Consider the following 23914-nt stretch of genomic DNA (forward strand, 5'->3'; position numbering starts at 1 on the left):
GCTGCTTAGTTCTTGTAGATCGCGAAATGGGCCTGGTACTGATCAAGTTCTGCGCGGGTCATCACAAAGACGCCGTGGCCGCCGTTCTCGAACTCGACCCAGGTGAAGGGCACCTCGGGGAACTGGGCTTCCAGATGGATCATGCTGTTGCCCACCTCGACCACCAGCACCCCATCCTCTTTCAGGAAGTCGGCGGCGTTGGCCAGGATGCGCTTGGTGAGCTTGAGGCCGTCGGAGCCCGACGCCAGGGCCAGCTCCGGTTCGTGGCGAAACTCCTCCGGCAGATCCGACATGTCTTCGGAATCCACATAGGGGGGGTTGGAGACGATGAGATCGTACTTGTCACCGGCCGGCAGATCCCGGAACAGATCGGAGCGGATGGGGATGACCTGCTGCTCGAGGCCGTGATCGTTGATGTTGCGCTCGGCCACGTTGAGGGCATCGACGCTGATGTCGATGGCATCCACTTCCGCGTGGGGGAACTCGTGGGCCATGATGATGGCGATGCAACCGGAGCCGGTGCAAAGATCCATGATCCGGGTCGGCTCGTCCTTCAGGAAGGGGGCGAAGCGGTTGGCCACCATCTCGGCAATCGGGGAGCGCGGAATGAGCACACGCTCGTCCACATAGAACTCCCAACCGGCATACCAGGCCTTGTTGGTGAGATAAGGTGCCGGCACCCGCTCCTGCACGCGGCGGATGATGAGCTCGGCGATGCGGTGACGCTCGCTGGTGGTCAGGCGGGAGTGGCGCATGGCCGGATCCACGTCCGGCGGCAGATGTAACGCGGGCAGCACCAGTTGCACGGCCTCATCCCAGGCGTTGTCGGTACCATGTCCGTAGAAGATCCCGGCGTCGTTGAAACGACTCATGGCCCAGCGCAACATGTCCTGGATGGTGTGCATCTCGGCAACCACCTCATCGATAAATATCTTGTCCAAATCCACCTCCAAGTCGAGTAATATCCGGCCCGAGAATTTTATACAGCGAGCAAGACGAGTACCTGATGAAAAAAACGCCCTCACTCACAGACGAGGAAAGCCTGCTGTTTCGCGATGCGGTCAAAGGTACCCGGAAAATAAAGCAAGATACCATAAGGGCCTCCTCAAGCCCGGTCAAGCAGAAACGCGAAGTGCGCGAGAGCCGCGAAAAGCTTGGGGTAGACCACTTTTTCAGCGACGAGTACCAGCCCCATCTCGAGGCGGACGGGCCGACCCGTTACGTGCGTGAAGACGTGTCGAAATTCGAGCTGAAAAAGCTCAAGCGCGGCAGCTACCCGCCGGAGATCTACCTGGACCTGCACGGCATGAACCAGCAGCAGGCCAAACAGGAGCTGGCCGCCCTGCTCACTCTCTGCCGACGCGAGAACATTCACGTCGCCTCGGTGATGCACGGCATCGGCAAACATATCCTGAAGCAGCGCATCCCGAGCTGGCTGGCCCAGCATCCCAACGTGCAGGCCTTCCACCAGGCGCCGCGGGAATGGGGGGGCGAGAGCGCCATCCTGGTGCTGCTGGATATCGAAGAGTGACCCCTTCGCGCTAGCCCCTGGGTTGCCCACGCCCGGCCCAATATAAAAAAACCACCGACAAGCTGCGGTGGTTTTTTATTGGCGCCGCCATGGCGCCTTATCCGGTGGCCTCCATATGGCGCTTGAAGTTATCCAGGATGCTCTGCCAGCCGGCCCGCTGCGCCTCGCCGCTGTGCTGGGACTCGGCGTCGAACACCTCCTCCACCCGGGTGCCGCCCTGCTCCTCCACGAACCGCACGCTGACCTCGCGGCCATCGTCCATGACGTAGCGAAGCCCCGTCGGCGCCCTGACCTCGGTGAAGGTGCCCTCGAAATCGAACCCCATGCTGCCATCCCTGGCCGCCATGCGGTGGCTAAAACGCCCCCCGACCCGCAGATCCACCCGGCTTTGGGGACAGTGCCACTGTGGAGAGGCGGCGTTCCACTCCATGATGCTGGCTGGCGTGTTCCAGCCCAGCCATACCTCGGCCAGGGGGCGCTCTATCAGGACACTGACGCTTATCTTCATCGCACTCTCCTTTACTCACTGTTGTACTCTGCCTGGCCGGCCAGGCGGTCACCCTCTTTCCTCAGGGCCTGGAGTGATCGCCATCACGGGTCGAGTCAGCACGGCCATCATCAAAAAGCGGGATTACTCCTGCCCCACTGGGCGCTGGCAATATACCGGCGGCCGGGCAGGATCCAGCCTGACCACCAGCCTGCCGCCGTTATGCAGCTGCCACGAGAAGAAGTCGGTAAAACCTGCGCCGGTGAGGGCGCGGATCACCTTGGCCACCACCCCGTGGGCCACCAGCAATACCCGCTCCCCACCATGCCTGTGCACCAGCGCGGTCAGCCCCCGGGATACCCGCGCTATCACCGCATCCAGGGATTCGCCGCCGGGAGGTGCCTCGTCCCAGCGACGGGTAATGTTGCGCGCCCAGAGTGCTGGGTAGCGCTCTCTCGCTTCTGTCTGGGTCAACCCCTCGAAGAGTCCCACGTGGCGTTCACGAAAGGCGGGCTCTATCCGGACCGGCAGCGCCAGCTCCCGAGCAATTGGCTGCGCACTCTGCCTGGCGCGCAGCAAGGGGGACGAGAGCAGGCAGGCAAACGGCCCCTCACCCGCAAGGGCTTGCGCCAGCTCGACCACCTGCTCCCGCCCCCGGTCGTTGAGGGGCAGATCCAGCGCCCCCAGATAACGCCCCTCGGCGTTGGCCCGGGTCTCCCCATGGCGGATCACCACCAGCTCCATCAGCACTGGCTCCCGTCGTCAGGGTTTGGGGGCAAACTGTTCGAACACCTGCTGTCCGGTCAGGGTCGGGGTATCGTTCTTGAGCTCGTAAAAGTCCGGCTTCTCGTCGATGAAGATCTGCCCGGTGAGCTCGAACCCCTGTTCCTGGAACAGCCCGGCACAGAGGATGTACTCATCCGTCGGCAGCAGGTGATAGAAGAGGTGGGTACCGCAGGCGGGGCAGAAACCGCGCTCCGCCCATTCGGACGAGCGGTAGGCCACCGGGGTGATCCCGGTGAAGCGCACGCCCTTGCCGCCGTGGACCGCAAACATGGGCCCACCGGACCAGCGCCGGCACATGGCGCAGTGACAGAGGTTGACCTCCTTGTGATCGCCGCTCGCCACCCGGACCCCGCCACACAGACAATGACCTTCCATGATGCCTCCTTGAATACAGGGCGACAAAGGGAGCGAAGAGCGCCTCCGATCCCCCGTCGCACCAGATGAAGTAGCACGCAAATCGGGCAGCGACAACAGACCATCCGGCGATCCCCCCAGCCAGGCAACCGGTTCGCGGGGCGCATCCCCCGTTATCCCGGCAGTTGACGGGCGGCCAGAACTATCTCCTGCAAGGCGATGCGGTTGCCCTCGCAATCCCTGAATTCCGCCACCCATGCGCTCGCTCACCCGGGTCACGGGGTAGAGGCACTCTCCACCCAACTGCAGCGCCCGCCCCAGGGTCCGCTCGATGTCAGGCACCCTCAGGTAGATCCGGGTGCCCTCCAGGCTCGGCACATAGCTCCCCCCTTTTGCCAGGGCACCTGAGCTGCCCTCCTCCCCTTCATGCAGAGGGAAGAGCGCCATCTCGTTGCCATCTATCTCGACCTGCGCCAGGACGAGGTCGAAGAGTGCTTCGTAGAAACGGATGGCCCGTGCCATCTCCTGCACCGGGATTTCAAAATGGATGGCGATGTTCATCGGCAACGTTCCTTGCTGAGGGGAAATTGCACTTTATCAGTGCCAAAAGAGAACGAACAATGGGAGCCGGCCCACAGACAAACAGGGGAGGCCTGTCGCCTCCCCTGCTCATGCTGCTGCCGCGGCTCAGTTCACCAAAGCCCAGGGATCCCCCTTGCCCGGCTCATTGCCCTGGGTCCACCACTTGGCCTGATAGATGACCCCCTTGTGGCTCACCTTGTTGCCAGCGGTGTAGACCTTGCTTGCCTCCCAGGCGGGGACGCCACCCACCGGTGGCGTGGTCGGATCGACGGGTGCAGGATCGAGCTGGGCCACCACCCGCACCTTGGGCCAGTTGGCGTGGGAGCCGTAGACGTTGGTCACGCACTTCTCGTAATCCCCCGGCACCAGGGCCGAATAGGCGGTCTGGAAGCCCACCAGCTCACATTCGAACGAGTAGCCACCGGGTCTGTCCGGGTAGTATTTCCAGTTGCCGTCCCAGTTGGTGTAGAGCACGTCGGTGGCGCCGTTGAGGTTGAGGCTGCCATAGGGGGTCTGCTGCCAGCAGGTGTTCTTCTCGTCGGCCAGCACGGGGATCCCGAAGTGGGCCGCCAGCCCTTCCCAGTAGCGGATACGGTTGACCGGCTGCCCCTTGTCCCTGTTCTGTTCGCCGCACTCGATGCCGCCGTTGATGACGTTGATGGTGGTGCCAAAGCCATAGCCGATGCCCGCCGCGATCTCCCGCTGGGAGGGCACCAAGGTGCGGTCGATCACGTGCAGCATGGCGGGCTTGGGGGCCTGGGGCGTCAGGAAGAACCAGATGGCGGAGGCGAGGTTGAGCCAGGAGTCCGCCACCAGCCCCGGGTTGTTGAGGAGCACGGTGGCATCGCCGCCAAACATTGCCTCGGAGAAGGCGCCGTAGTTGAAGTGGTAGGAGAGCTGCTTGGCACCACGGCCGAAATAGCCCTGGCCGGTACTGCACGGCCACTTCCTGTTCTGCCAGTCGTTCTGGCCGCAACCCGTGGTGTAGCCGGTCTGTCCCTCCGACCAGCCCATCTCCCGCACGTGCACCAGGGCCTGCTGCCACTCCTCAAGCCCCAGCGGATTGTCGGAGACATTGTCCTTGCCGATGTGGCCGCCGGTCTCCTGGGCGAAGTGGGCGAAGGCGGTGATGATGGACTTCTTGCAGATGGCGTCGGCGTTGCGCCCGTCCGTGTAGTCGCCGCAGAAGGCGGGGAACTTGCCGACCGCCCGCAGGAAACGCTCGTAAGTGTATTCCGGGGCGGCCATCTGGGTCAGGAAGTCCCAGTCCGCTTCGGTGAAGACCCGCTCGACCCGCTTGACGTTGTCCGGGTTGCCGGGGGCGCGTGCCACTATCGCCTCCACCACGCTATTGGGCCGGGTCGCGAGGGCCTTGGACCAGATCCCGTACATGGGGTTGGCGGTCTTGGCCTGCGCCGCGCTGGCAAGATCCGCCGCCGCAATCACATAGCCGCCGCTGTGCTGGGGATCGGGCTGGATCGTCATGGCGGCCTGGCCCGGAAGTGCCCAGAAGAGGGCAACCAGACAGGCAGTGCGCTTGAGTGTGAACATGGGTAACCATCCTTGTCTCGCAATAAAGTCAGGGGGGAGCATAGGCATCCCGACAACTAAATTCACGACAAGAATTAAGAATTTGGCGAAAATGTGAGCCATTTCACCGCTGCACTCAGATGGCGCTCTTTTTCGAGGAGGAACCGGCGGCGAACGTTGCCATCGCGCAGGCCCGTCGCCACATGCCGAGACCCTCTTCGGCTAGGCGCTGTGAGTGCGCACCGCCCGGATCAGCAGGTTGCGCGGGGTCATGGGCTTGGGGCAGAAGGTCCCCACCTCCACCTCGTACCCCTGCTCCTCGAGGAAGAGGGCGCGATCGAGCAGGAGCCAGATTTCGAGGGGGCGGCGGAACAGATGGCGTACCAGCTCCATACGGGCAACATCCCCGAAGCGCCGCTCTCCCATGAGCAGGAAGCCGTCATAATCGAGCCCCGTCGGCAGACTTATCCCCTTGCGCTCGGCGGCCCAGCCGCAGAAGGCCTCGAAGCCGCCGGTCAGCAGGCTCTTTTGCAGGTTCGGCACCGGCAGATACTCATCTACTCCGCGCAGCTGGCGCTGCAGGCAGTCGAAGGCGAGGCGCCACACCACCTCCTGTTCCCGCAGTCGGGCGATGCGGGCACCGCCGGTCACCGTCTCCTGCAGCGGCAGCTTGAGGTCGCTCTTGCCAAGGCGCAATGCGCTGCCCTTGGCGGCCAGGGAGAGGGGCTCGTAGCGATCGCCCCGGATCAGGTGGTAGCAGCAGGGAGAGAGGGTCACCCCCCGGGCACGCCGCTCGGTTACTCGCGCCAGCAGGTGGGTGTGCAGATCGCCGCAGGCGTGCAGTGCCATGGCGTGGTGGTGTTCGGCGATGAGGTGCCCCGAGGCAGGAGCGAAGGCGTCCGCCTCCACGAAGGTCATCTGCGCTCCGTCGCGCGCCGCGAGGCGCCGCCCCTCCTCACAGAGTTCGCCCTGCCACTCCAGGCTCAGGATCTCGCTCCCCCGGTGCAGGGAGACCAGCCTTCCCAGGTGTCCCTTGCCGGCGCACCACTCCAGATAGGGGCCTGGGTGAGGCGGCAGGCAACCGGTGAAGGCCTCTATCTGCGCCTGCTTGCGCCCCGGCATGTACATCGCCACGGCCCTGGCGCACTGCACCGGCTCGGGCACGAACTCGGCGAGCGAGCTCAGGGCCTGCAGCTCGGCTCCCGCCGGGATCCAGGGAGCAAGCAGGGTGCAGAGCGCCCCCATGTCGCCATCGAGGCGTGCTATCTCCTCAAGGCTCAGGGCCTCCAGGCACTCGGCGAGGGCAGGCGCCTCGCTGGCGAAGGCAAGCCCCAGGTGGTGATAGGGCTGGTATTGCCACCAGTGTTTCTCGTCGGTGAGCAAGCGATCCAGTTGTCGAAAACGGTGGGCCAGCACGGTGAACCTGTCCTGCAGTGCAAAAGGGTGGCTCATTCTAGCGATCTGCCGTCAAAAAGCACTCGTCACCACGTCTCTGCACAAGCCTCGGGCGGTAGCCTGACAAAATACAGGGATTTGTGCTATATTCCGCCCCCTCCTTCGCGCTGCCCGCCCCGGCGAGCCGCTTTACCCCTATCAACGGAATCCAAACATGACCATCAATGCCATCCTGCAAGCCCGTGCGAATGCCAAATGCGAGCTGTGTGGCGCAGAACATGCGCTGACTGCCTTCCCGGTGCCGCACTCCCCCGCCAATGACGACGACCACAGCGTGGCACTCTGCACCACCTGCCGTGGCCAGCTGGAACAGCCGGACACCACGGACGTCAACCACTGGCGCTGCCTGGGTGACAGCATGTGGAGCCAGGTGCCGGCGGTGCAGGTGATGGCCTGGCGCCAGCTCAAGGCCCTTAGCACCCGGGGCGAGCTCTGGGCCCAGGACATGCTGGACATGATGTACATGGAAGAAGAGACCAAGGCCTGGGCAGAAGCCGGCGTGGCGAGTGACGATGACGACAGCGTGCCGACCGTCGATTCCAACGGCGCCGTGCTGGTCGAAGGGGACTCCGTCACCCTGATCAAGGATCTGGACGTCAAGGGCGCCGGGTTCACCGCCAAGCGCGGTACCCTGGTCAAGGGCATTCGCCTGACCAACAATCCCCTGCACATCGAGGGCAAGGTCAACGGCATGCAGATCGTGCTGGTGGCCGCCTACCTGAAGAAGGCCTGATACCGCCCCTGCCGGACAGAAGCGCCCCCAGGGGCGCTTTTTTGTTGCCCCAATATCCTGGCATTCGGGTGGCGCCAGGGGAAAACTGGACTATCCTGCAAACCAGTTCCGCGGTATGCCCCCTCCCCTGGCTGCCAGTGTGTCAGTGGAGAGGGCCTTCCCGGCACGCATGGAGAGACCCCGGGCACCATGATCCCCATGATGCCCCCGACCCCAAGGAGCAACCCCATGGCCAGCAAGAAAGAGCTCAAGAAGAAGATTGCCGCCCGTCAGGCAAAGATCGCCAAGCACGAGAGCAAGATAAAGAAGCTGAAAAAAGCCCTGAAGTAGGATGACTAGCCAATGAAAAAACCGCCCTCAGGCGGTTTTTTTATTGAGCTCTCTCCGCGACCAGGCCGGGTAATCACAGATTCGAGCCCCATCACCCGGATGATCTCCTGTGCTCACCTCCTATCCACCTTGCCCGGCCGGAGGCCCGGATTCTGCCGGGGTCTCGTCATCACGCCGCGGCAGCATGCCCATCTCCTCCCCCTGCCGGATCTCGATGATCTCGTCGTGGTGCCGCTTGGGCGCCGCAGATCCCTGCCGTCGGAGCTAGAGTTGTAAACGTGTCCGTATATGAGCCTGTTGTGGAGCGCCATATGTATTCCTACACCCTCACCTTCAGGGAGGAGGCCGACAAGCTGACCGCCCCCGATCACGAGATCCTCCTGCAGAGCCCGGCCCAGGCCGGCGACTTCGTCATCCTCTCCGACGGCAGCCGGCACCAGGTGATGTTCGTCACCCACAGGGCCCATTACAGCAGCCTCTATCTCGACAAGGGGGTGCGTATACCCCAGAGCTGACCCCCATCCTCTCCCACCGCCATCTGGCGAGCGACGCATCTGCTGCTAACGTGAGAGAGTGTCGCCATCTTGCCACCCTGATGGCAAGCCCGGCGCCTTGGGGCCAGAGCCGCAGTGCACCAGCCTTACCCATCCCTTGAGGAACCGATCATGTTCAGAAATGCTGCACTCATCCTGACCCTGTCCCTGCTGGGCAGCGCCCAGGTTCACGCCATCAATGCCAAATACGCCGAACAGCTGGAGCGCTCCGGCTGCACCCAGGTCACCGAGGCCCAGGGCTGTGACATCCACAAGAGCAAGGCGGAGAATGCAAAGGCGGGATTTGGCACCCCGGCCCCGGCCGCCGACGGTGGCCTCAACCTCAGCTACAAGCAGAAACTGGAGCGTTCCGGTTGTACCCAGGTGAGCGAACTCAACGGGTGCGACATCAACAAGACCAAGGCAGAGAATGCTGCCGCAGGATTTGGCGCGGCACCCGCGACCAGCGGCAGCCCCTATACCGGCAACTGGGTCGCCACCTTCCCCGAAACGGGCGCCACCGTGGCCACCATCCGCATCGATGCCCAGGACCGGGTATGGGTCAACGGCAAGCCGGTCAAGGCCAAGAAGTCCGACGGTGCCCTGGTGTTCAAGCAAGGCATGGTCACCTACACCATCCAGGGGGATCGCCGCATCAAGGGAGAAGATGGCTGGGTCGACAACGATGCAGGCACCAAGGGGCCGATCTCTGTCGAGTAGGTGGAACGCCAAGGCGCAGTGAGGGGAGCCCTGGCTCCCCTTTTTCATGGCTTGTGGCCCCGCTCATCCCGGTGCAGCTTGGGATAATCGAAGCTCACCCCCTTGAGGGATCGGGCCGCCAGCGCCGACCAGGATGGCGCATCAAAGGTGAAGCACGCGACGGCGCAGGTCGGCATCCGGGTGATCTTGCTTGAGAAGCGATGGGCCAGGGCAGTGAACTCCGGATCGTGACCGACGAGCATCACGCACCCCAGCGTGTCGGCAAACTCCCCCACCACCTCGAGCAGGATATCCACATCGCACCCGTAGAGGCGATCATCGACCGCTATCCGGCTAATCGGGTAACCCAGCGCCCCGGCGATCAGCCTGGCCGTCGACAGGGCCCGGCAGGCGGGGCTCGAGAGGATGAGATCGGGCTTCACCCCCGCCCGTGCCAACCGGCCCCCCATCAAAGGGGCATCACGCAGCCCCCGTGGAGCCAGGGGGCGCGCCCTGTCAGGCAGCCCAGCCTCTTCCCAGCTCGACTTGCCATGGCGCACCAGCAACAACGTCCTCTGCATCGAAACGTGCCCTCTCCCGTGTGCCTTACAGGCATGGCGATCTCCCTCAGAGGGTAGCGGAGAATCACTGCTGGAACTTGACCACCTCGCTGTGTCCCCCAAAAAACAAAACGGGAGGCAGTGCCTCCCGTTTCGATGACGCTGTACTGACAATCGCTAAGGGACTACCTCCAGCTTCACCTTGATAAGCCCGGATCGGGGATTGCCGATGGCGCTGAACGCTGCCCTGGAGAGATCGATGATGCGTCCCCTGGCAAAGTTGCCCCTGTCGTTGACCCGTACCACCACGCTCTTGCCGTTGGCGAGGTTGGTAACCTTGACCTGGGTGCCGAAGGGCAGCGTCATGTGAGCCGCCGTGTTGCCCCCCCTCTTGTGCAGTTCGCCGCTCGCGGTCCTCTTGTTGTGGTAGCGATCGGCATAGTAGGAGGCGAGCCCCGTCTGGGTGTAACCGCGCACGCTGCCATCCTCACCGGCCTGCGGCTGGCTGCTGCAGGCGGCCAGCAACAGACTCAGGGGGATCAGCACCCCCTTTTGCACCATGGTGATCATCATCCACTTCCTCGACTCAGTGTTCGGCGCCACACCGGCTCAAAGGCCATAGCGTCAACGCCAGGTTCAATCCTGCAAACAGGGGGCTACTCTCTCACTTTCCCATGGAAAACGGGAGGCCTGTGCCTCCCGTTTTGGTTATCGCTCCGTCAGCCTGTGTCAGGTGATGCGACCTCAGGCGATCAGCTTGTCATCGGCAAAGCCGAAGCCCCGCAGTCCCACCACGTGCACGTGTTCGTGCTTGCCCTGCACCTTGCGGATGAGCTTGTAGGTGGTGCCCTTCTCGGGGCTGATGTTCTCGGGCGCCGCGATGAGGAGCTGCATGTCCTGCCGCTCGCACAGCTCGAACAGGGTGGCGATGGACTTGCCATCCAGGCGCGCCGCTTCGTCCAGGAACAGCAGACGGCAGGGAGCGATGTCCTTGCCGCGCAGGCGGCGGGACTCCTCCTCCCAGCTAATCAGCACCATCAAGAGGATGGCCTGACCGGTGCCGATCGCCTCGCCGGTAGAGAGGGCGCCGCTCTCGGCCCGCAGCCAGCCATCGGCACCGCGCTGCACCTCGATTTCGAGCTCCAGGTAGTTGCGATAGTCCAGCAGCACGTCCCCCATCACCTGGTAGTTGCGCTCCCCCTGCTCCACCTGCGGGTTCAGACGCTGGAACAGCTTGGCCATGGCCTCGGAGAAGCTGAGCTCCTTGTCGGCGAACAGATCGTTGTGCATGGCGCTCTGATCGGCGAGCGCCGTCAGGAGGCGAGTGTGGGCCTCGCGGATATTGACGTTGAGGCGCACCCCGCGCACCAGGCCGAAGGCGATGTTCTGCAACCCCTGGTTCAGCACCCGGATGCGGTTCTGCTCCCGGCGGATGATGTTGGTGATCTTGGCCGCCACCTCGTGGGAGGAGAGAGACAGGTGATTCTCCCGCTGCTTGAGCTCGTCGGCCAGACGGGCCAGCTCGATCTCCATCTCCTCGATGGCCTCCACCGGATCGTCCGAGCGGATGATGTCGTTGCGGATGCGATCTTTGAGGTAACGGTAGACCTGCACGTAGAAGGCGACCTTCTGCTCGGTGTTGCGGTTGCCTTCCGACAGACGCAGCGCATCGCGCAGGGCCTCGTCGTGGGCCACTGCCACCCGCAGGGCGCCGAGGGCCTTGTCCGACATGGAGCGCAGCTCGTCGCTGTCGAGGTACGCCAGCTCGCGCTTGTTGAGGCGCTTCTCGACGTCGGTCTCCCGCGCCAGGCGCACCACCCGCGACCAGCTCGCCTTGTGGCCCACCAGGGATTTGCGAGCGCCGTAGTAATCCTTGCCTTCCAGCTTGAGACGACCGCCGAGGGATTCGATTTCGCGCTTGCACACCTGCAGCTGGGCCTCGGCGCTGGTACGACGGGTCCGGGTGCGGATGAGCAGCTCTTCGATCTCTTTCTTGTGGGCGCGGGCCTTCTCTTCCATGTCATCCGACAGGGAGAGCCCCATGGCCCCCAGCTCCTGCTCGAACTCCGCCAGGGTCTGCCCCTTGGCCGCGGCGCTGGAATCCAGCGCCGTGCGCAGCTGCAGCGCCTCGGTGTGGCGCAAGGCGATCAGCTTGTGCTGCTCGCCGGCGGTGCGGGCGGCCAGTTCCGCCACCTTGAGCTTCTCTTTGAGTCGCTCGCTCATCTCGGAGGCCTTGCCGAGCAGGTCCTGCGCATCCTGATAGGCAAAGTGCGGCAGGCGGGCCACCAGCTGATCGAGGGCGTAGCAACGGCGCTTCTGCTCCGCCAGCAATTCGTTGGCTTCGTCAAACGCCGCCTGTAGGGCAGAGAGATCCTGCGGATCCTGGCGCAGCACCTGCACCATGGTTTCCAGTTTTTCCAGCGCCTTGCCGTGCTTGGCGATAAAGGCTTCGGCCTGTTTCAACGCTTCCACGTCGGCGTGAGCCGCCTCGAGGCGGGCCGCCAGGTCTGTCTCGGCAAAGAGATGGGCGAAGGGCAGCATCCCCTGCACCAGCTGGATATGGCGGGTCAGCTGGGCGGCGGCCGCCTTGGCCTCGGCCAGCTGCTTGTCACACTCGGCGATGGTCTCTTGCAGCTTGCGCTGCTCGGCCTGTTTGGCCTGCACTTCCGCTTCCGGGTCGGGGCGGAAGGCGATATCCAGGTGGGCACCGATAAAGTCGCGGAAGTGGCCGTAGAGGCGGTGGTACTTCTGCTGCTCGAAGGCGGCCTTGGCGTAGCCCTCGATGAGATTTTCCCGTTCCAGGTCCAGCTGCTCGATCCGTTTTTCCCGGGCGGCGCGGCCAAAGAGCGGCAGATCGGGGTAGCGGGAGAAGCGCACCTGACGCTTGCTGGTGCGCACCAGCACGGCGTCCCCCAACTCGTCCGCCTCCACCAGATCCTCGTCAAAGGAGTCGGGGTTGCCCTGAATGAGGTAGATGTCCTCCGGGCAATCTTCCAGCTTTTTCAGCCGCTCGATGGCGCCTTCCAGGTCGAGCACCACCAGGGCGCTGCGAGCCGGACCGTAGAGCGCGGAGTAGTAAGGGGCATCGTCGATGGAGATGTCGTCGTAAACGTCGGAGAGCAGCACGCCCCCCACCTGCTCGGCGATGCGGGCAAGGCGCGGATCGGCCTCGCCGGCCCCCAGCTGCAGGTTGCGAATTTGCAGCTCCAGCGCCTGTTTCTGCGCCGCTATGCGGTTGCTCTCCTGTTCGAACTCGCGCTCCTTGTCGAGCACGCTCTGCATGCCGGAAGAAAGTTCTTCGGCGGTGGCGAGCGGCAAACCGCTCTGCTCGCGCAGCTGCTCGAGCTTCTCGAAGGACTTGAGCCAGCGGGGAGCGAGCTTGGTCAGCTCCGCGATATCGCGGCCCAGCTGGGCCCCCTGATGCTCCAGGCTGGCGCGGCGCTGGTTGACCTCGCCCTGCTGTTCGGCGAGCTCTTCCTGACGGGTGCGCTGGGCTTCGAGGAAGAGTTCCAGCTCGTCCTGGCTCGCAATGTGCTGACCAGACGCCTGGGCCAGCTCGTCTCGCAGCCGCAAGAGGGTCTTCTGGCTTTCGCTCTCCTTCTCGAGGCGGGCCAGGGCGGTGCGCAAACCCTGCCCCTGGGCAATGCGGGCCTTGTCCTCGATATGGCGCTTGAGCAGGGCCTGGGCTTGGGGCCAGGCAGCCTCACGGGCGGTCTCGGGAGCGATGCTCAAAAGCAGCGCCAGCGCCGCCTCGTGCTCGGCCACCGCCGCCTTGGCGAGCGCCAGCTGCTGCTCGGCGGCCAGCACCTGACGGGTCAGGCTCTGCTCGGCGGCGCGGAACTGGTGCAGGGCGTCACTCGCCTGTTCGGCGGTCAACCCCGGCAGTTCGCACTGCTCGCGGGCGTTTTCCAGGGCCTGCACCGCCTGGCGGTACTGGATGGCGCGGGTCTGCTGGATATCCAGCGCCTGCTGGTAGTCCGCGAGCTGGGTCTTGAGGCTGTCCACCTCTGCCTGGGCCAGCTCCTTGCGCTCTTCCACCTCCAGCAACTGGCCGTGGATCTCTTCCACCACCGCCTGCTGCTGCTCGAGCTTGTCCACCAGCTCCGCGAGATCGGCGCGGTACATCTCGATCTTCTTCTGCAGGTTGACGGCCGCCATCACCTTGGCCAGGTGCTCGGCGGCGGACTCCAGCTCGTCGGTCAGGAGCTTCTCGCGGTTGGTGAGCTGATCCACCTCGTCCGCCAGATAGATGGCGCGCTGCTTCTCTTCGGCGAGCAGGCGACGCTTGCCCGCGAGCTCGGCACGGGCCTTCAGGGCCAGCTCGGAGAGCCGGCTCTTCTCGGCGGCGCCCCGCACATACTCCGCGGCCACGTAATGGGTGGTCTCGGTGATCAGGTTCTTGAACAGATCCCGCTGACCCTGGGTCTCCTTGATCGCCTCCAGAGTGCGGCGGTTCTCGTAGATGGCCGCCTCCATGTCCTGGAACGCCTTGCGCACGCCAGAGTTCTCCGGCAGCAGGTATTCCCGCAGGGAGCGGCTGATGGACGATGAGATGCCGCCGTAGAGGGAGGCCTCGATCAGGCGATAGAACTTGCCGCGATCCTTCTGATCACGCAGCTTCTTCGGCGTGATGCCGAACTCGAACATGAAGTTGTGATAATCGGTCACCGTATTGAACTTGGCGACCTTGATGGCGCCGAGCTCCGCCGCCGCCCCTTTCAGATCGGCGAAGGCACGCACCCGCCCCTTGCCGTCGTCGAGCTTCTCCAGCAGCAGATCGGTGGGCGCCAGGTGCTCGGGCACGTCCACCAAGGCGAACGGGGTGATGTTCACCTTGTTGTCGCGGTTCGCCACCTGCTCCAGGTGCACGCCGACCCAGATCCGCTGCTCGCGGCTGTTCATCACCTCGAGCACAGAGTAGCAGTGACCGCGCTGCAGCTTGCCGTAGAGCCCCTTGTCGCGGGACGCGCTGGAGGAACCCGCCTCCGTGGTGTTACGGAAGTGGAGCAGGGACTGATCGGGAATGAGGGCCGCGATGAAGGCCGCCATGGTGGTGGACTTGCCCGCGCCGTTGCCGCCGGACAAGGTGGTCACCAGCTGGTCGAGATCGAAGGTCCGGGCGAAGAAGCCGTTCCAGTTGACCATGGTCAGGGATTTGAATTTACCTCTCACGCCGCACTCTCCATCAGGACTCTCGTCTCCATCTGTGCCAGAAAATTAGTCTCGCAGATCATCTTCGACCTCCAGCTCAAGCTGCTCTTCGTCCAGATCCCCTTCGATGTCCTCGAACAGGGAATCGCTGCTCGGCATCTCGTCGTCGTGGAAGATGGCCTCCCCCTCCTGGATCATCCGCAGCTGCACCGCGCGGGGATCCTCGTCGGAGCGCACGTCGGCGGCGAAGCGGAATACGGACTCGTTGACCCGGAACTTGTCGCTGTTGCCAAGGGCGGTGATCATCCCGAGGCGCTTGAGGCGACGCATGGAGGTGCGGATCTTCTCGAGGAGCTTCTTCTTGTCGAGATCGGTGCCGCCGGAGCGGCTGTTGACCATGCGCAGCAGCTGTTTCTCGTCCGCCAGCCCCAGCACCTCCTCCTGCAGCTCGGCCATGGAGAAGACCCCTTCCGAGGCGAGGCGGTCCGGGCTCAGGAACAGGTAGCAGAGCACCTTGCCCACCAGCATATCGAGCTCAGATAACACTGTTGTTCCGATGTCGGCACTCGGGCGCGGGCGCAGGTAGAAGAAGCCTTCCGGCGCCTTGATGAGCTCGACCTGATAGCGGCCGTAGAAGATCTCCAGCTCGCCGTGGTACTCCACCAGGGCAGAGTGCTGCTCGAACTCGTCGGCACTGATGTGACGACCGGAGCGCAGGGCGGTGTCGATGCGCGGAAACAAGGGGTTGGCGATGGCCTCTGCGAGCCGCAGGGGCAAGGGAAACTCAGTATTGATCGATGACATAGGCCTGAACCTTGGATCCAGCTTGGTTAATGGGTTTCCATGCGGGCTGACGGTGATGCTCGCGCTCACCGCTGGCATGGCCGAGACGCACGGCCTGATCGATCAGGAGGCGCGCCACGTCGAAGTGGGCGTGGGCCGGGTAGTCCAGCAGGTACTCCCGCAGCACGTCTGCGAGATCCAGCTGATGGCCCTGCTCGGGGTAGCGGGCCAGGTAGCGCTCGATACGCTCGGCCAGCTCCTGATTGATGTCCACCATCTCCACGTACTCCATCTCCAGCGGCACCTCGCCGGTGACCTCCTCGTCGTGGATAGCGATGGTCTCATCGCGCAGCTCCAGCAGACGCGGCTCCTCGGCCACTCGCAGCAGCCAGTTGTGCTGCTCGAAGTTGCGGATGGATTCCCGCAGCCGCTGGCTGAAGGCGCGGTTCTTGTCCATGTCGATGGCGTTGCGGATGAACTTGTGGACGTGTCTGTCGTAGCGGGACCAGAGCTCGATGCACTGCTGGCCCCAGGCGGTGATGACGTCCAGCCGCCCCTGCAGGGCGTGAGTCAGCTCCTCGACGTGGAAGAGATCGTCGCGCCCCTGGGCCGCCTCCTGGATGTTGAGCAGGCCCGCCTGCAGGCGGTGGCCGGCGGCATCCAGGGTGTCCTGCAGCTCGCGCAGGGTCTGGCCGGTCTCGTGCAGGAGCTTCTCGCAGCTGTGGATGGCGTCGACCCAGTTCTGGGTCAGCAGGGCCGCGATCTCGCCCTTCACCTGATTCTGCTGCTCGTCCATAGCGCGCTGGGTGAGATCGATGCGCCCGAGCGTCTCCTCAAGCGAAAAGGTGAGGCGCGGCAGCACCTCGGCATCCCACTGCTCCCGGGTATTGGTCTCGAGCGCGGCCTTGCGGGCAGTGTCGAGCTCGGCGGCCAGGTGCTCGAGCAGGATGGAGAGCTTGATGGAGTCCACCTGACGGCTCTCCAGGAAGAAGTCGACGATGCTCATGCCAAGGCGCGACAGGCGGTAGAGGCTCTCCCCCGCCACCATGTCGGTGGTGAAGCGCGACAGCAGCTGCTGGCGAATGAGATCGTTGATGGCGTTGTTGGCGCGACCGGTGAGGGTCTCGTCCATCTGGCCGAAGGCGCTGCTCACATAGCCGAAGGCATCGTGCAGCGCGGCCTCCGAGAGATCAGACTCGTCCTCGGACAGGGTCTTGATCGCGATCAGAAAGGCCAGCCGGTCGGTGGGGAGGTTCAGGGACAACCCCTCCTGTCTGACCCATCCCACCGTCTCTGGCAGGGTACGGGATGTACTCATCATGACGTTATCATCTCGTTGTTATAGCCGGCGGGTCACTCGCCCGCCGTGGTGATATAGGCCGGGGTCGGTGGCGCCCCGGCGGCTGGATCCCGCATCGTATTCACGCCGGTGTGTCTCAACCGGCCGGTTTCTGGGCCATCACATGGATATAGCGACCCAGGGAGACAAAGGGTTCCTGCCGGCAGTACTGCTGCTCCATGGCCAGCAGATCGTCGAACTTCTCGACCTGATCCTGCTTGTGGCGCATGTAGTCGTGGATGAACCGCACCCCGGTCTTGCCGATGATCCGCAAGCCTCCCCTGCCTATCCAGTCATAGACCTGCTCGGGGATCTGGGGATTGGTGGGGGTCAGGGCAGTCTGGCGCTTCTTGCGAAGGCCCAGGCGCACATAATCGAAATTGCCCACCACCAGGCTCTGGAACAGGAGGCCGTGACGATTGTAAAAAAGCAGCGACAGTATGCCCCCTGCCTTGACGAAAGGGAACAGACCCAGCAAGGTCTGGCGCGGCTCGGCGAGCCACTCCAGCACGGCGTGGCAGAGCACCAGATCGAAGGTACCGGTCACGTGTTGCTTCAGATCCTGAATGGGGCAATGGATGAGACGAATTCTGTCTTCCAGCCCCTTCTCGGCGATCTGGGTGCGGGCCAGGGCCAGCATCTCCGCCGAGAGATCGCACAGCTCCACCTGATGGCCCATGGCCGCCAGCTTCTGGGCGAAGTAGCCAAAGCCGCCCCCCGCATCCAGGATGCGCAGGGGCCGGTTGCCCAGGCGTGCCAGGCAGGCCTCGATGTCGCTCCACACCACGGTCGTGCGGATGCACCCCTTGGTGGAGTCGTAGATGTTGCGGGCGAACTTGTCCGCACGCCCGTCAAAACTCTGATCTTGCTTCAAGACGCACTCAACTCTTGGCCTCAGGATTGGGCCAGACCAAAAAGAGGGGTATTCTGTCACATCCCGAATTTGCTGAAAACTCAAGGACGTCGCTGTCGTGTTCGAGCTCAACCTCTTTGTCATCAAGAAATGGCTGGGCCAGCTGCTGATGCCGCTCCCCTTCTCCCTCTCCTTATTGCTGCTGGCGCTCGGGCTGCTCTGGTTCACCCGTTTCCAGAAAACCGGCAAGCTGCTGGCGACCCTCTCCCTGGTGATCGTTGCCCTGATGGGAATGCGCCCGGTGAGCTATGAGCTGGCCCGTGGGCTCGAGCAGACCTATCCACCCTTCGAGGTGAGCCAGCATCCCCATCTCGACGCCATCGTCGTGCTCGGCAACGGCCATGTGAGCGATCCCGCCGTGCCCATGATCAGCTGGCAGAACAACATCTCCCTGGCCCGCACCCTGGAGGGGGTACGCCTCGCCCAGGCTTATCCGCAAGCGGAGCTCATCTTCTCAGGCTATGTGTCGGGGGATCCGCTGTCGAACGCCGAGGTCAACGCCCGCATGGCCGAGACGCTCGGCATCCCGCGCGCCCGGATGAAGTTGTTTGAAAACAACAAAGACACCCATGACGAGGCAGTCAGCATCGCCCGCCACCTCAAGGGCAAGCGGGTGGCGCTAGTGAGCTCGGCCACCCATCTGCCTCGCGCCATGGCCCTCTATCGCGGTCAGGGACTCGATGCGGTGCCGGCCCCCACCGATTACACCGCCAAGCAGAGTCAGGTGCCGCAACCCCTCTATACCTACCTCCCCAAGGGGCGCTATCTGATGTATTCCGAGGCTGCCATTCACGAGTGGATTGGGGTATGGTGGGCCCGTTTGCGGGGGCAGGTCACCGAGTGAGCAATCGCGCCTTTCATTCCTGATTTGGATCAGGAAAGCGAAAAAAAATTACGTCATTTGCCGCCGGGTCAGCTATCTTGGGCTCGGTTCAATTCATATAATGTTGCGCAATCAAATGCCTAGGAGATATAGAAGATGAGACAGCACCTGGTAATGGGTAACTGGAAACTGAACGGCACCAAGGCTTCCGTGGAAGCTCTGATCAAAGGACTGACCCCGGCCGCTGCCGCTCATCCTTCCGTGCAAGTCGCCGTCTGCCCGCCTGTTATCTTTTTGGGTCTGGTTGAACAACTGACCGCCGGCAGCAAGATCGCCTACGGTGCCCAGAACGCCGACGTTCACGAGTCCGGCGCCTTCACCGGCGAGAACGCCCCCTCCATGCTCAAAGCCTTCGGTTGCACCTACTCCCTGGTCGGTCACAGCGAGCGCCGTACCCTGCACGCAGAGACCGACGACGTGGTGGCAGCCAAGTACGAAGCCATCCAGAAGGGCGGCCTGGTCCCTGTCCTGTGCATCGGTGAGACCCTGGCTCAGTTCGAAGCCGGTACCACCAACCAGGTCGTCGAGACCCAGCTGAAAGCCGTCATCGACCGCTGCGGCATCGCCTCCTTCAGCAACGCCGTCATTGCCTACGAGCCGGTCTGGGCCATCGGCACCGGCAAGACTGCCACCCCGGAAATCGCACAGGCCGTGCACGCTCACATCCGCCAGTACCTGGCCGGCTTTGACGCAGACGTGGCTGCCAAGGTACAGATCCTGTACGGCGGCTCCGTGACCGGTGCTACCGCTGCCGACCTGTTCGGTCAGCCGGACATCGACGGCGGCCTGGTGGGCGGTGCGTCCCTGAAAGTGGACGACTTCTCCCAGATCATCGCTGGCGCCGCCAAGTAAGCGGCCAGAAGAGAGGGGCTTGCCCCTCTCTTCATATCGCTTTCCTATGGACCCTTCGCCATAGGAAAGCCGATATAGTAAAAGCGGGCTCGCCGTATTTTTCAGATATAGATTTTCGACAACTCAGATCCAGAGGCACTCATGACCAAACAAATCAAACGTATTGGTGTTTTGACCAGTGGTGGTGACGCACCGGGTATGAACGCAGCCATCCGCGCCGTGGTGCGCGCCGGTCTGCATCATGGCCTGGAAGTCTACGGCATCTATGATGGCTACCTCGGTCTGCATCAGGACAGGATCGTCAAGCTCGAGCGCCACAGTGTCTCCGATGTGGTGAACCGCGGCGGCACCTTCCTGGGCTCCGCCCGCTTCCCCGCCTTCAAGGACCCGAAAGTCCGTGCCGAGGCGGTCGAGAACCTGAAGAAGCACGGCATCGACGCCCTGGTGGTCATCGGCGGTGACGGCTCCTACATGGGTGCCAAGAAGCTGACCGAGGAAGGCTTCCCCTGCATCGGCCTGCCGGGCACCATCGACAACGACATCGCCGGTACCGACTTCACCATCGGCTTTGACACCGCTCTGAACGTGGTCGTCGACGCCATCGACCGTCTGCGCGACACCTGCAGCTCCCACCACCGCATCTCCGTGGTCGAGATCATGGGCCGCCACTGCGGCGATCTGGCCATGTCTGCCGCGGTTGCCGGTGGCGCCGAGTACGTGATCGTGCCGGAAGTGGCCTTCGACAAGGAGAAGCTGCTGCAACAGATCAAGGAAGGCGAGACCAAGGGCAAGAAGCACGCCATCATCACCATCTGCGAGCACGTCACCGACGTCAACGCCCTGGCGAAAGACATCGAAGCCATGACCGGCCGCGAAACCCGCGCCACCATCCTGGGCCACATCCAGCGTGGCGGTGCCCCGACTGCCCGTGACCGCATCATGTCCAGCCGCATGGGTGCCTTCGCCGTCGAGCAGCTGCTGGCCGGCCAGGGTGGCCGCTGCGTCGGTATCCAGGGCAACGAGATGGTGCACCACGACATCATCGACTGCATCGAGAACCTCAAGCGCCCGTTCAACCAGGAGCTGTACGATCTCTCCACCACCCTGTTCTAAGCCTTCGCTCCCGTTGCGAGCGGTGCTAATCAGGTTGTGTGACAAAACCCTCCTCCGGAGGGTTTTTTTATGTCTGCGCTGCCCTCGCCCGCGATATTCACTCTGCCCGCATGGCCTCTTCACCTGCCCTTCCAAAGCATAAAGAGGCGTCCTGACAACCCTTCCCTTATCCCCTGGGTGCGTTATTCCAGTCCCTTCCCTGTCTGGGTGTGTTTCCTCACCTGATCGGTGCCATCTATCCCGCCAGCTCGGTGCAAGGCCTGCGGCGCTCTCCACCCCCGCCCCCCTGCGTTCGGCTCATTTTCTTCCCAGGCCTTTTTAAGGAAGCCAGCTCGCGCTCAGCAGATCCCAGACAGGCAGTGCTTTTTCGCTGCACCTGGAAAGATGCGAGCATTATCTGACCAGGATCACGGATGAGCCCCCATTTATCGACGCCTTATCGCCACTTTTCGCCGGTTAATTGCAAACAGCGCCCAAGGCGCATGGCCAGAAACCGCCGCCCTGACTGGATTTTTTGCATATAGGGGGAAATAACATGACAGGAGGCAAAACATGACGCGCCCAGCCAACCAACCCCATCCTGACGACACTTACCGGCGTACCAGGGAGCATTTTTCTGCCACAAAACTGATAAAAACAGGATGAGCGTCATTCAAAGCCATATATTAGACATCAATACCCAATCATTAACCTATTGAAATAAAATACAAAAAATAAAGATTGAGAGCATAAACACAAGCCATCACCAGAAGTGGGCGATAAAACGGACACAAAGATGCAAAAATATGGCTTTATCATCAAACTGTGCCAGTTTCTTTATATAAATGCATTTTCCATTGTTTTATCGAGTCATTGTGGTATCTTGGACCCATCAACAGTCAACCAAGGGAGACAAAATCATGAAAGAGTTCGTTGTTACCGCCGTTTTTACCGTGTTCTTCACCCTGGTTGCCGTCTCTCTGCCTTCACTGGCACAGCTGTAAGCCGGTCAAACAGTCAGCTGACACCCAGACCCCATCATTATCACCGCCTGTGCGGTGATAAATGACGCACAAACACGCCCTTTTGAGGTGGTGTGACGAAATGCGACGGGAAAGCCGGATTATCCGGTGCTGGTGAGCAATTAACGTCCTGACTGGCCTGTTCGCCATGATTGCAAGGGGAGCCTGAGTGCTCCCCTTGTTGCATCCAGCGGCACGGGATTTACTCTTGCCCCCCTGACCGTCACAATGTCCCCTGGATTTGCCACGCAGGAATGACCATGACTCAGGATGCCTTGCGCCACTGGCGCCGCGACCTTCACCGTCTCCCCGAAGCCGCCTGGTGCGAGTTTCGCACCAGCACCCTCATCGCCCACCACCTCAATGAACTCGGTTTCTCCGTCATGCTCGGGGATCAACTGCTCGCCAGCAACCTCATCATGGGGCGGGAGATCGACGTTGACGCCGAGAAGAAGCGCGCCCTGCGCCAGGGCGCCCACCCCGACTGGCTGGCGCGCATCGACGAGCTCACCGGGGTGATGGGCCTGTGGGACAGCGGTCGTCCCGGCCCCACCCTGGCGTTTCGCTTCGACATCGACGCGGTGGAGGTGCAAGAGAGTGAAGAGGCGGCCCACCTGCCCAGCCAGGAGGGGTGGCACTCCACCAACCCGGGCTGGATGCATGCCTGTGCCCACGACGGCCATACCGCCATCGGGCTGGTGCTGGCCGAGCGGATCGCCGCCCAGGGGGATAAGCTCACCGGCCGCATCAAACTCTTCTTTCAACCTGCCGAAGAGGGATGCCGCGGCGGCAAGGCACTGGCGGCCGGCGGTCAGCTCGATGACGTGGACGCCCTGCTGGCGCTGCACATCGGCATCCACGCCAACAGTGGCGAGCTGGTGGTCAACCCCACCGAGTTTCTCTGCTCCACCAAGTTTGACGTGGAGTTTATGGGGCAAGCCGCCCATGCCGGGCTCGAGCCCAACGCGGGCCACAATGCCCTGGCGGCGGCCTGCATGGCCACCACTGCCATGCTCGGCATCCCCCGCCACCGCGACGGCATGACCCGCATCAATGTGGGCCAGCTCCATGGCGGCAGCGGCCGCAATGTCATCCCCGGCCATGCCCGGCTGATGGGGGAGACCCGTGGCGCCACGCCGGCGTTGAATGACTACATGTTCAACCAGGTGCAGCAGATAGTGGAAGGGGCCGCCCTGATGCAGGGTGCCACCTACCTCATCCGCAAGCAGGGGGAAGCCACCGGTATCGAGAACAGCCCGGCCCTCATCGAGGAGCTCGTGCCTCTGGCACAGGGGATAGCGCTCGAGACCATCCATAGCCGCCGCTTCGGTGCCAGCGAGGACGCGAGCTTTCTCATCGAGCGGGTGCAGCAGAGCGGGGGCCAGGCTGCCTACCTCATCCTGGGGGCCAATCTGGCGGCGCCCCACCATCACCCGGAGTTCGACTTCGACGAGTCCGTGCTCGCCCCCGGGGTGGCGCTGCTGGAGGCCTGGATGCTCCACCGTCTCGGCCGCTGATGGGTGCCCCATGAAAAAAGGCAGCCCGAGGGCTGCCTTTTTGTTTCTGCCTGTCTCTGCGTGCCCATGGCCGGGCTCAGGCCCCCAGCACGATCTCCGAGAGGTGGGCGAAGTGGTGGATCTCGTGGGTCGCCTCGCAGGGCCCCGCCTCCCGGGACGGGTTGTACCAGCAGGTGGCGAGCCCCTGGGCCGCGGCACCGGCGATGTCGGTCTTGGGGTTGTCCCCCACCATCAGCACCCGCGCCGGGCTCGGCTGCCCCATCAGCTCCAGCGCGTGCTGGAAGATGGCCGCCGCCGGCTTGGTCACCTGCACCTCGTCGGAGATAACGAGGGGCTCAAACCACGCATGCCAGCCCAGTTTGTCCAGGCGCCCGCGCTGGGGCACGCTGAAGCCGTTGGTAATGATCCCCATCCTGACCCGGCCCTTCAGGGCCTGCAGGGTCTCTTCCACCCCCTCCAGCGGGACGCTCAGGGCGATGATCTGCTGCAGGAAGGTGTCGTTCATCGCCATGGGGGACGCCGCCACCTGCTCCGCAAACAGGGAGAAACGGGTCTGCTGCAGGTGGGTAGCGTCGATTTCGCCCGAGTTGTACTGCTGCCACAACCGCTGGTTCAGGGCATGGTACTCCGCCATCCTGGGCGGTGTCGGCACCACGCCGTAGATCTGCAGAGTCCGCTCCAGGGCCTGGGCGACCGGGAAATCGAGCAGGGTTTCGTCCAGATCGAACAGCACCCAGTCATAGCTTGCTTGTTTCACGCTTGTCCTTATTGATTCTCAGGGG

21 protein-coding genes are annotated in these 23914 nt (G+C 63.2%); 8 read left to right on the forward strand and 13 right to left on the reverse strand.

The annotated features are described in order from the left end of the window. Window positions 1–5 precede the first annotated feature (5 nt). Window positions 6–941 (reverse strand): 50S ribosomal protein L3 N(5)-glutamine methyltransferase, encoded by a 936-nt coding sequence (prmB, locus tag I6L45_RS17080; protein ID WP_134694469.1) that lies wholly within the window; start codon window positions 939–941, stop codon window positions 6–8. A gap of 65 nt (window positions 942–1006) precedes the next feature. Here prmB and smrB point away from each other — a divergent pair, with 65 nt between their 5' ends. Beyond that, the gene (smrB, locus tag I6L45_RS17085; protein WP_210548848.1) at window positions 1007–1531 is read left to right on the forward strand and encodes an endonuclease SmrB; all 525 of its coding nucleotides are present in this window, start codon (window positions 1007–1009) and stop codon (window positions 1529–1531) included. Window positions 1532–1628: 97 nt separating this feature from the next. Here smrB and I6L45_RS17090 read toward each other — a convergent pair whose 3' ends face one another. The 5 genes from I6L45_RS17090 to I6L45_RS17115 all read right to left on the reverse strand — a co-directional run bounded on the left by I6L45_RS17090 (window position 1629) and on the right by I6L45_RS17115 (window position 6722). Beyond that, window positions 1629–2039 (reverse strand): SRPBCC family protein, encoded by a 411-nt coding sequence (locus I6L45_RS17090; protein ID WP_216982720.1) that lies wholly within the window; start codon window positions 2037–2039, stop codon window positions 1629–1631. A 123-nt stretch (window positions 2040–2162) separates the two neighbouring features. Next, a complete protein-coding gene (locus tag I6L45_RS17095; protein ID WP_216982721.1) occupies window positions 2163–2762 on the reverse strand; it encodes a histidine phosphatase family protein in 600 nt (199 codons plus the stop codon). An 18-nt stretch (window positions 2763–2780) separates the two neighbouring features. Further along, complete coding sequence (locus I6L45_RS20200) at window positions 2781–3179, reverse strand: GFA family protein (protein WP_216982722.1); 399 nt, start codon at window positions 3177–3179, stop codon at window positions 2781–2783. A 666-nt stretch (window positions 3180–3845) separates the two neighbouring features. After that, window positions 3846–5291: a chitinase gene (locus tag I6L45_RS17110; RefSeq protein ID WP_216982723.1), complete on the reverse strand. Its 1446-nt coding sequence runs from the start codon at window positions 5289–5291 to the stop codon at window positions 3846–3848. 201 nt (window positions 5292–5492) lie between these two features. Beyond that, window positions 5493–6722: a methyltransferase gene (locus I6L45_RS17115; RefSeq protein ID WP_216982724.1), complete on the reverse strand. Its 1230-nt coding sequence runs from the start codon at window positions 6720–6722 to the stop codon at window positions 5493–5495. 157 nt (window positions 6723–6879) lie between these two features. Here I6L45_RS17115 and I6L45_RS17120 point away from each other — a divergent pair, with 157 nt between their 5' ends. The 3 genes from I6L45_RS17120 (at window position 6880) to I6L45_RS17130 (ending at window position 9041) form a co-directional block, all read left to right on the forward strand. Then, window positions 6880–7458 carry an alkylphosphonate utilization protein gene (locus I6L45_RS17120; RefSeq protein WP_216982725.1) on the forward strand — a complete coding sequence of 193 codons (579 nt, stop codon included), beginning with the start codon at window positions 6880–6882 and terminating at the stop codon, window positions 7456–7458. A 641-nt stretch (window positions 7459–8099) separates the two neighbouring features. Then, on the forward strand, window positions 8100–8303 hold the full coding sequence (locus tag I6L45_RS17125) for a hypothetical protein (protein ID WP_043760281.1): 204 nt from the start codon (window positions 8100–8102) through the stop codon (window positions 8301–8303). Window positions 8304–8453: 150 nt separating this feature from the next. After that, window positions 8454–9041 (forward strand): hypothetical protein, encoded by a 588-nt coding sequence (locus I6L45_RS17130; RefSeq protein ID WP_216982726.1) that lies wholly within the window; start codon window positions 8454–8456, stop codon window positions 9039–9041. Window positions 9042–9085: 44 nt separating this feature from the next. On the opposite strand, the gene I6L45_RS17135 is transcribed toward I6L45_RS17130, so the two are convergent. The 6 genes from I6L45_RS17135 to cmoM form a co-directional block, all read right to left on the reverse strand. After that, window positions 9086–9601 (reverse strand): histidine phosphatase family protein, encoded by a 516-nt coding sequence (locus tag I6L45_RS17135; RefSeq protein WP_216982727.1) that lies wholly within the window; start codon window positions 9599–9601, stop codon window positions 9086–9088. 156 nt (window positions 9602–9757) lie between these two features. Next, window positions 9758–10150, reverse strand: coding sequence for a septal ring lytic transglycosylase RlpA family protein (locus I6L45_RS17140; protein WP_134694516.1), 393 nt, complete (start codon window positions 10148–10150; stop codon window positions 9758–9760). A 174-nt stretch (window positions 10151–10324) separates the two neighbouring features. Continuing rightward, on the reverse strand, window positions 10325–14752 hold the full coding sequence (gene mukB, locus I6L45_RS17145) for a chromosome partition protein MukB (protein ID WP_216982728.1): 4428 nt from the start codon (window positions 14750–14752) through the stop codon (window positions 10325–10327). Between the two features lie 45 nt (window positions 14753–14797). After that, window positions 14798–15535, reverse strand: a complete 738-nt coding sequence (mukE, locus tag I6L45_RS17150) for a chromosome partition protein MukE (RefSeq protein WP_043760270.1) — start codon at window positions 15533–15535, stop codon at window positions 14798–14800. Further along, window positions 15516–16835 (reverse strand): chromosome partition protein MukF, encoded by a 1320-nt coding sequence (gene mukF / locus I6L45_RS17155; RefSeq protein ID WP_210548868.1) that lies wholly within the window; start codon window positions 16833–16835, stop codon window positions 15516–15518. The genes mukE and mukF overlap by 20 nt, the downstream gene beginning before the upstream one ends. 115 nt (window positions 16836–16950) lie before the next feature. Then, on the reverse strand, window positions 16951–17727 hold the full coding sequence (cmoM, locus tag I6L45_RS17160) for a tRNA uridine 5-oxyacetic acid(34) methyltransferase CmoM (RefSeq protein ID WP_216982729.1): 777 nt from the start codon (window positions 17725–17727) through the stop codon (window positions 16951–16953). A gap of 148 nt (window positions 17728–17875) precedes the next feature. Here cmoM and I6L45_RS17165 point away from each other — a divergent pair, with 148 nt between their 5' ends. From I6L45_RS17165 to I6L45_RS17180, 4 genes are all read left to right on the forward strand, one after another. Beyond that, window positions 17876–18610 (forward strand): ElyC/SanA/YdcF family protein, encoded by a 735-nt coding sequence (locus I6L45_RS17165; protein WP_254204397.1) that lies wholly within the window; start codon window positions 17876–17878, stop codon window positions 18608–18610. Window positions 18611–18745: 135 nt separating this feature from the next. Next, window positions 18746–19501: a triose-phosphate isomerase gene (gene tpiA / locus I6L45_RS17170; RefSeq protein ID WP_043760261.1), complete on the forward strand. Its 756-nt coding sequence runs from the start codon at window positions 18746–18748 to the stop codon at window positions 19499–19501. Window positions 19502–19642: 141 nt separating this feature from the next. Then, window positions 19643–20614 carry a 6-phosphofructokinase gene (pfkA, locus tag I6L45_RS17175; RefSeq protein ID WP_043760260.1) on the forward strand — a complete coding sequence of 324 codons (972 nt, stop codon included), beginning with the start codon at window positions 19643–19645 and terminating at the stop codon, window positions 20612–20614. Between the two features lie 1261 nt (window positions 20615–21875). After that, window positions 21876–23132, forward strand: coding sequence for an amidohydrolase (locus I6L45_RS17180; RefSeq protein ID WP_216982731.1), 1257 nt, complete (start codon window positions 21876–21878; stop codon window positions 23130–23132). 76 nt (window positions 23133–23208) lie between these two features. Here I6L45_RS17180 and yjjG read toward each other — a convergent pair whose 3' ends face one another. Next, window positions 23209–23889, reverse strand: coding sequence for a pyrimidine 5'-nucleotidase (gene yjjG, locus I6L45_RS17185; RefSeq protein WP_216982732.1), 681 nt, complete (start codon window positions 23887–23889; stop codon window positions 23209–23211). Between the last annotated feature and the right edge of the window lie 25 nt (window positions 23890–23914).

Origin of the sequence: Aeromonas sp. FDAARGOS 1415 (genome assembly GCF_019048365.1) — a bacterium.
GTDB lineage: Bacteria > Pseudomonadota > Gammaproteobacteria > Enterobacterales > Aeromonadaceae > Aeromonas > Aeromonas taiwanensis.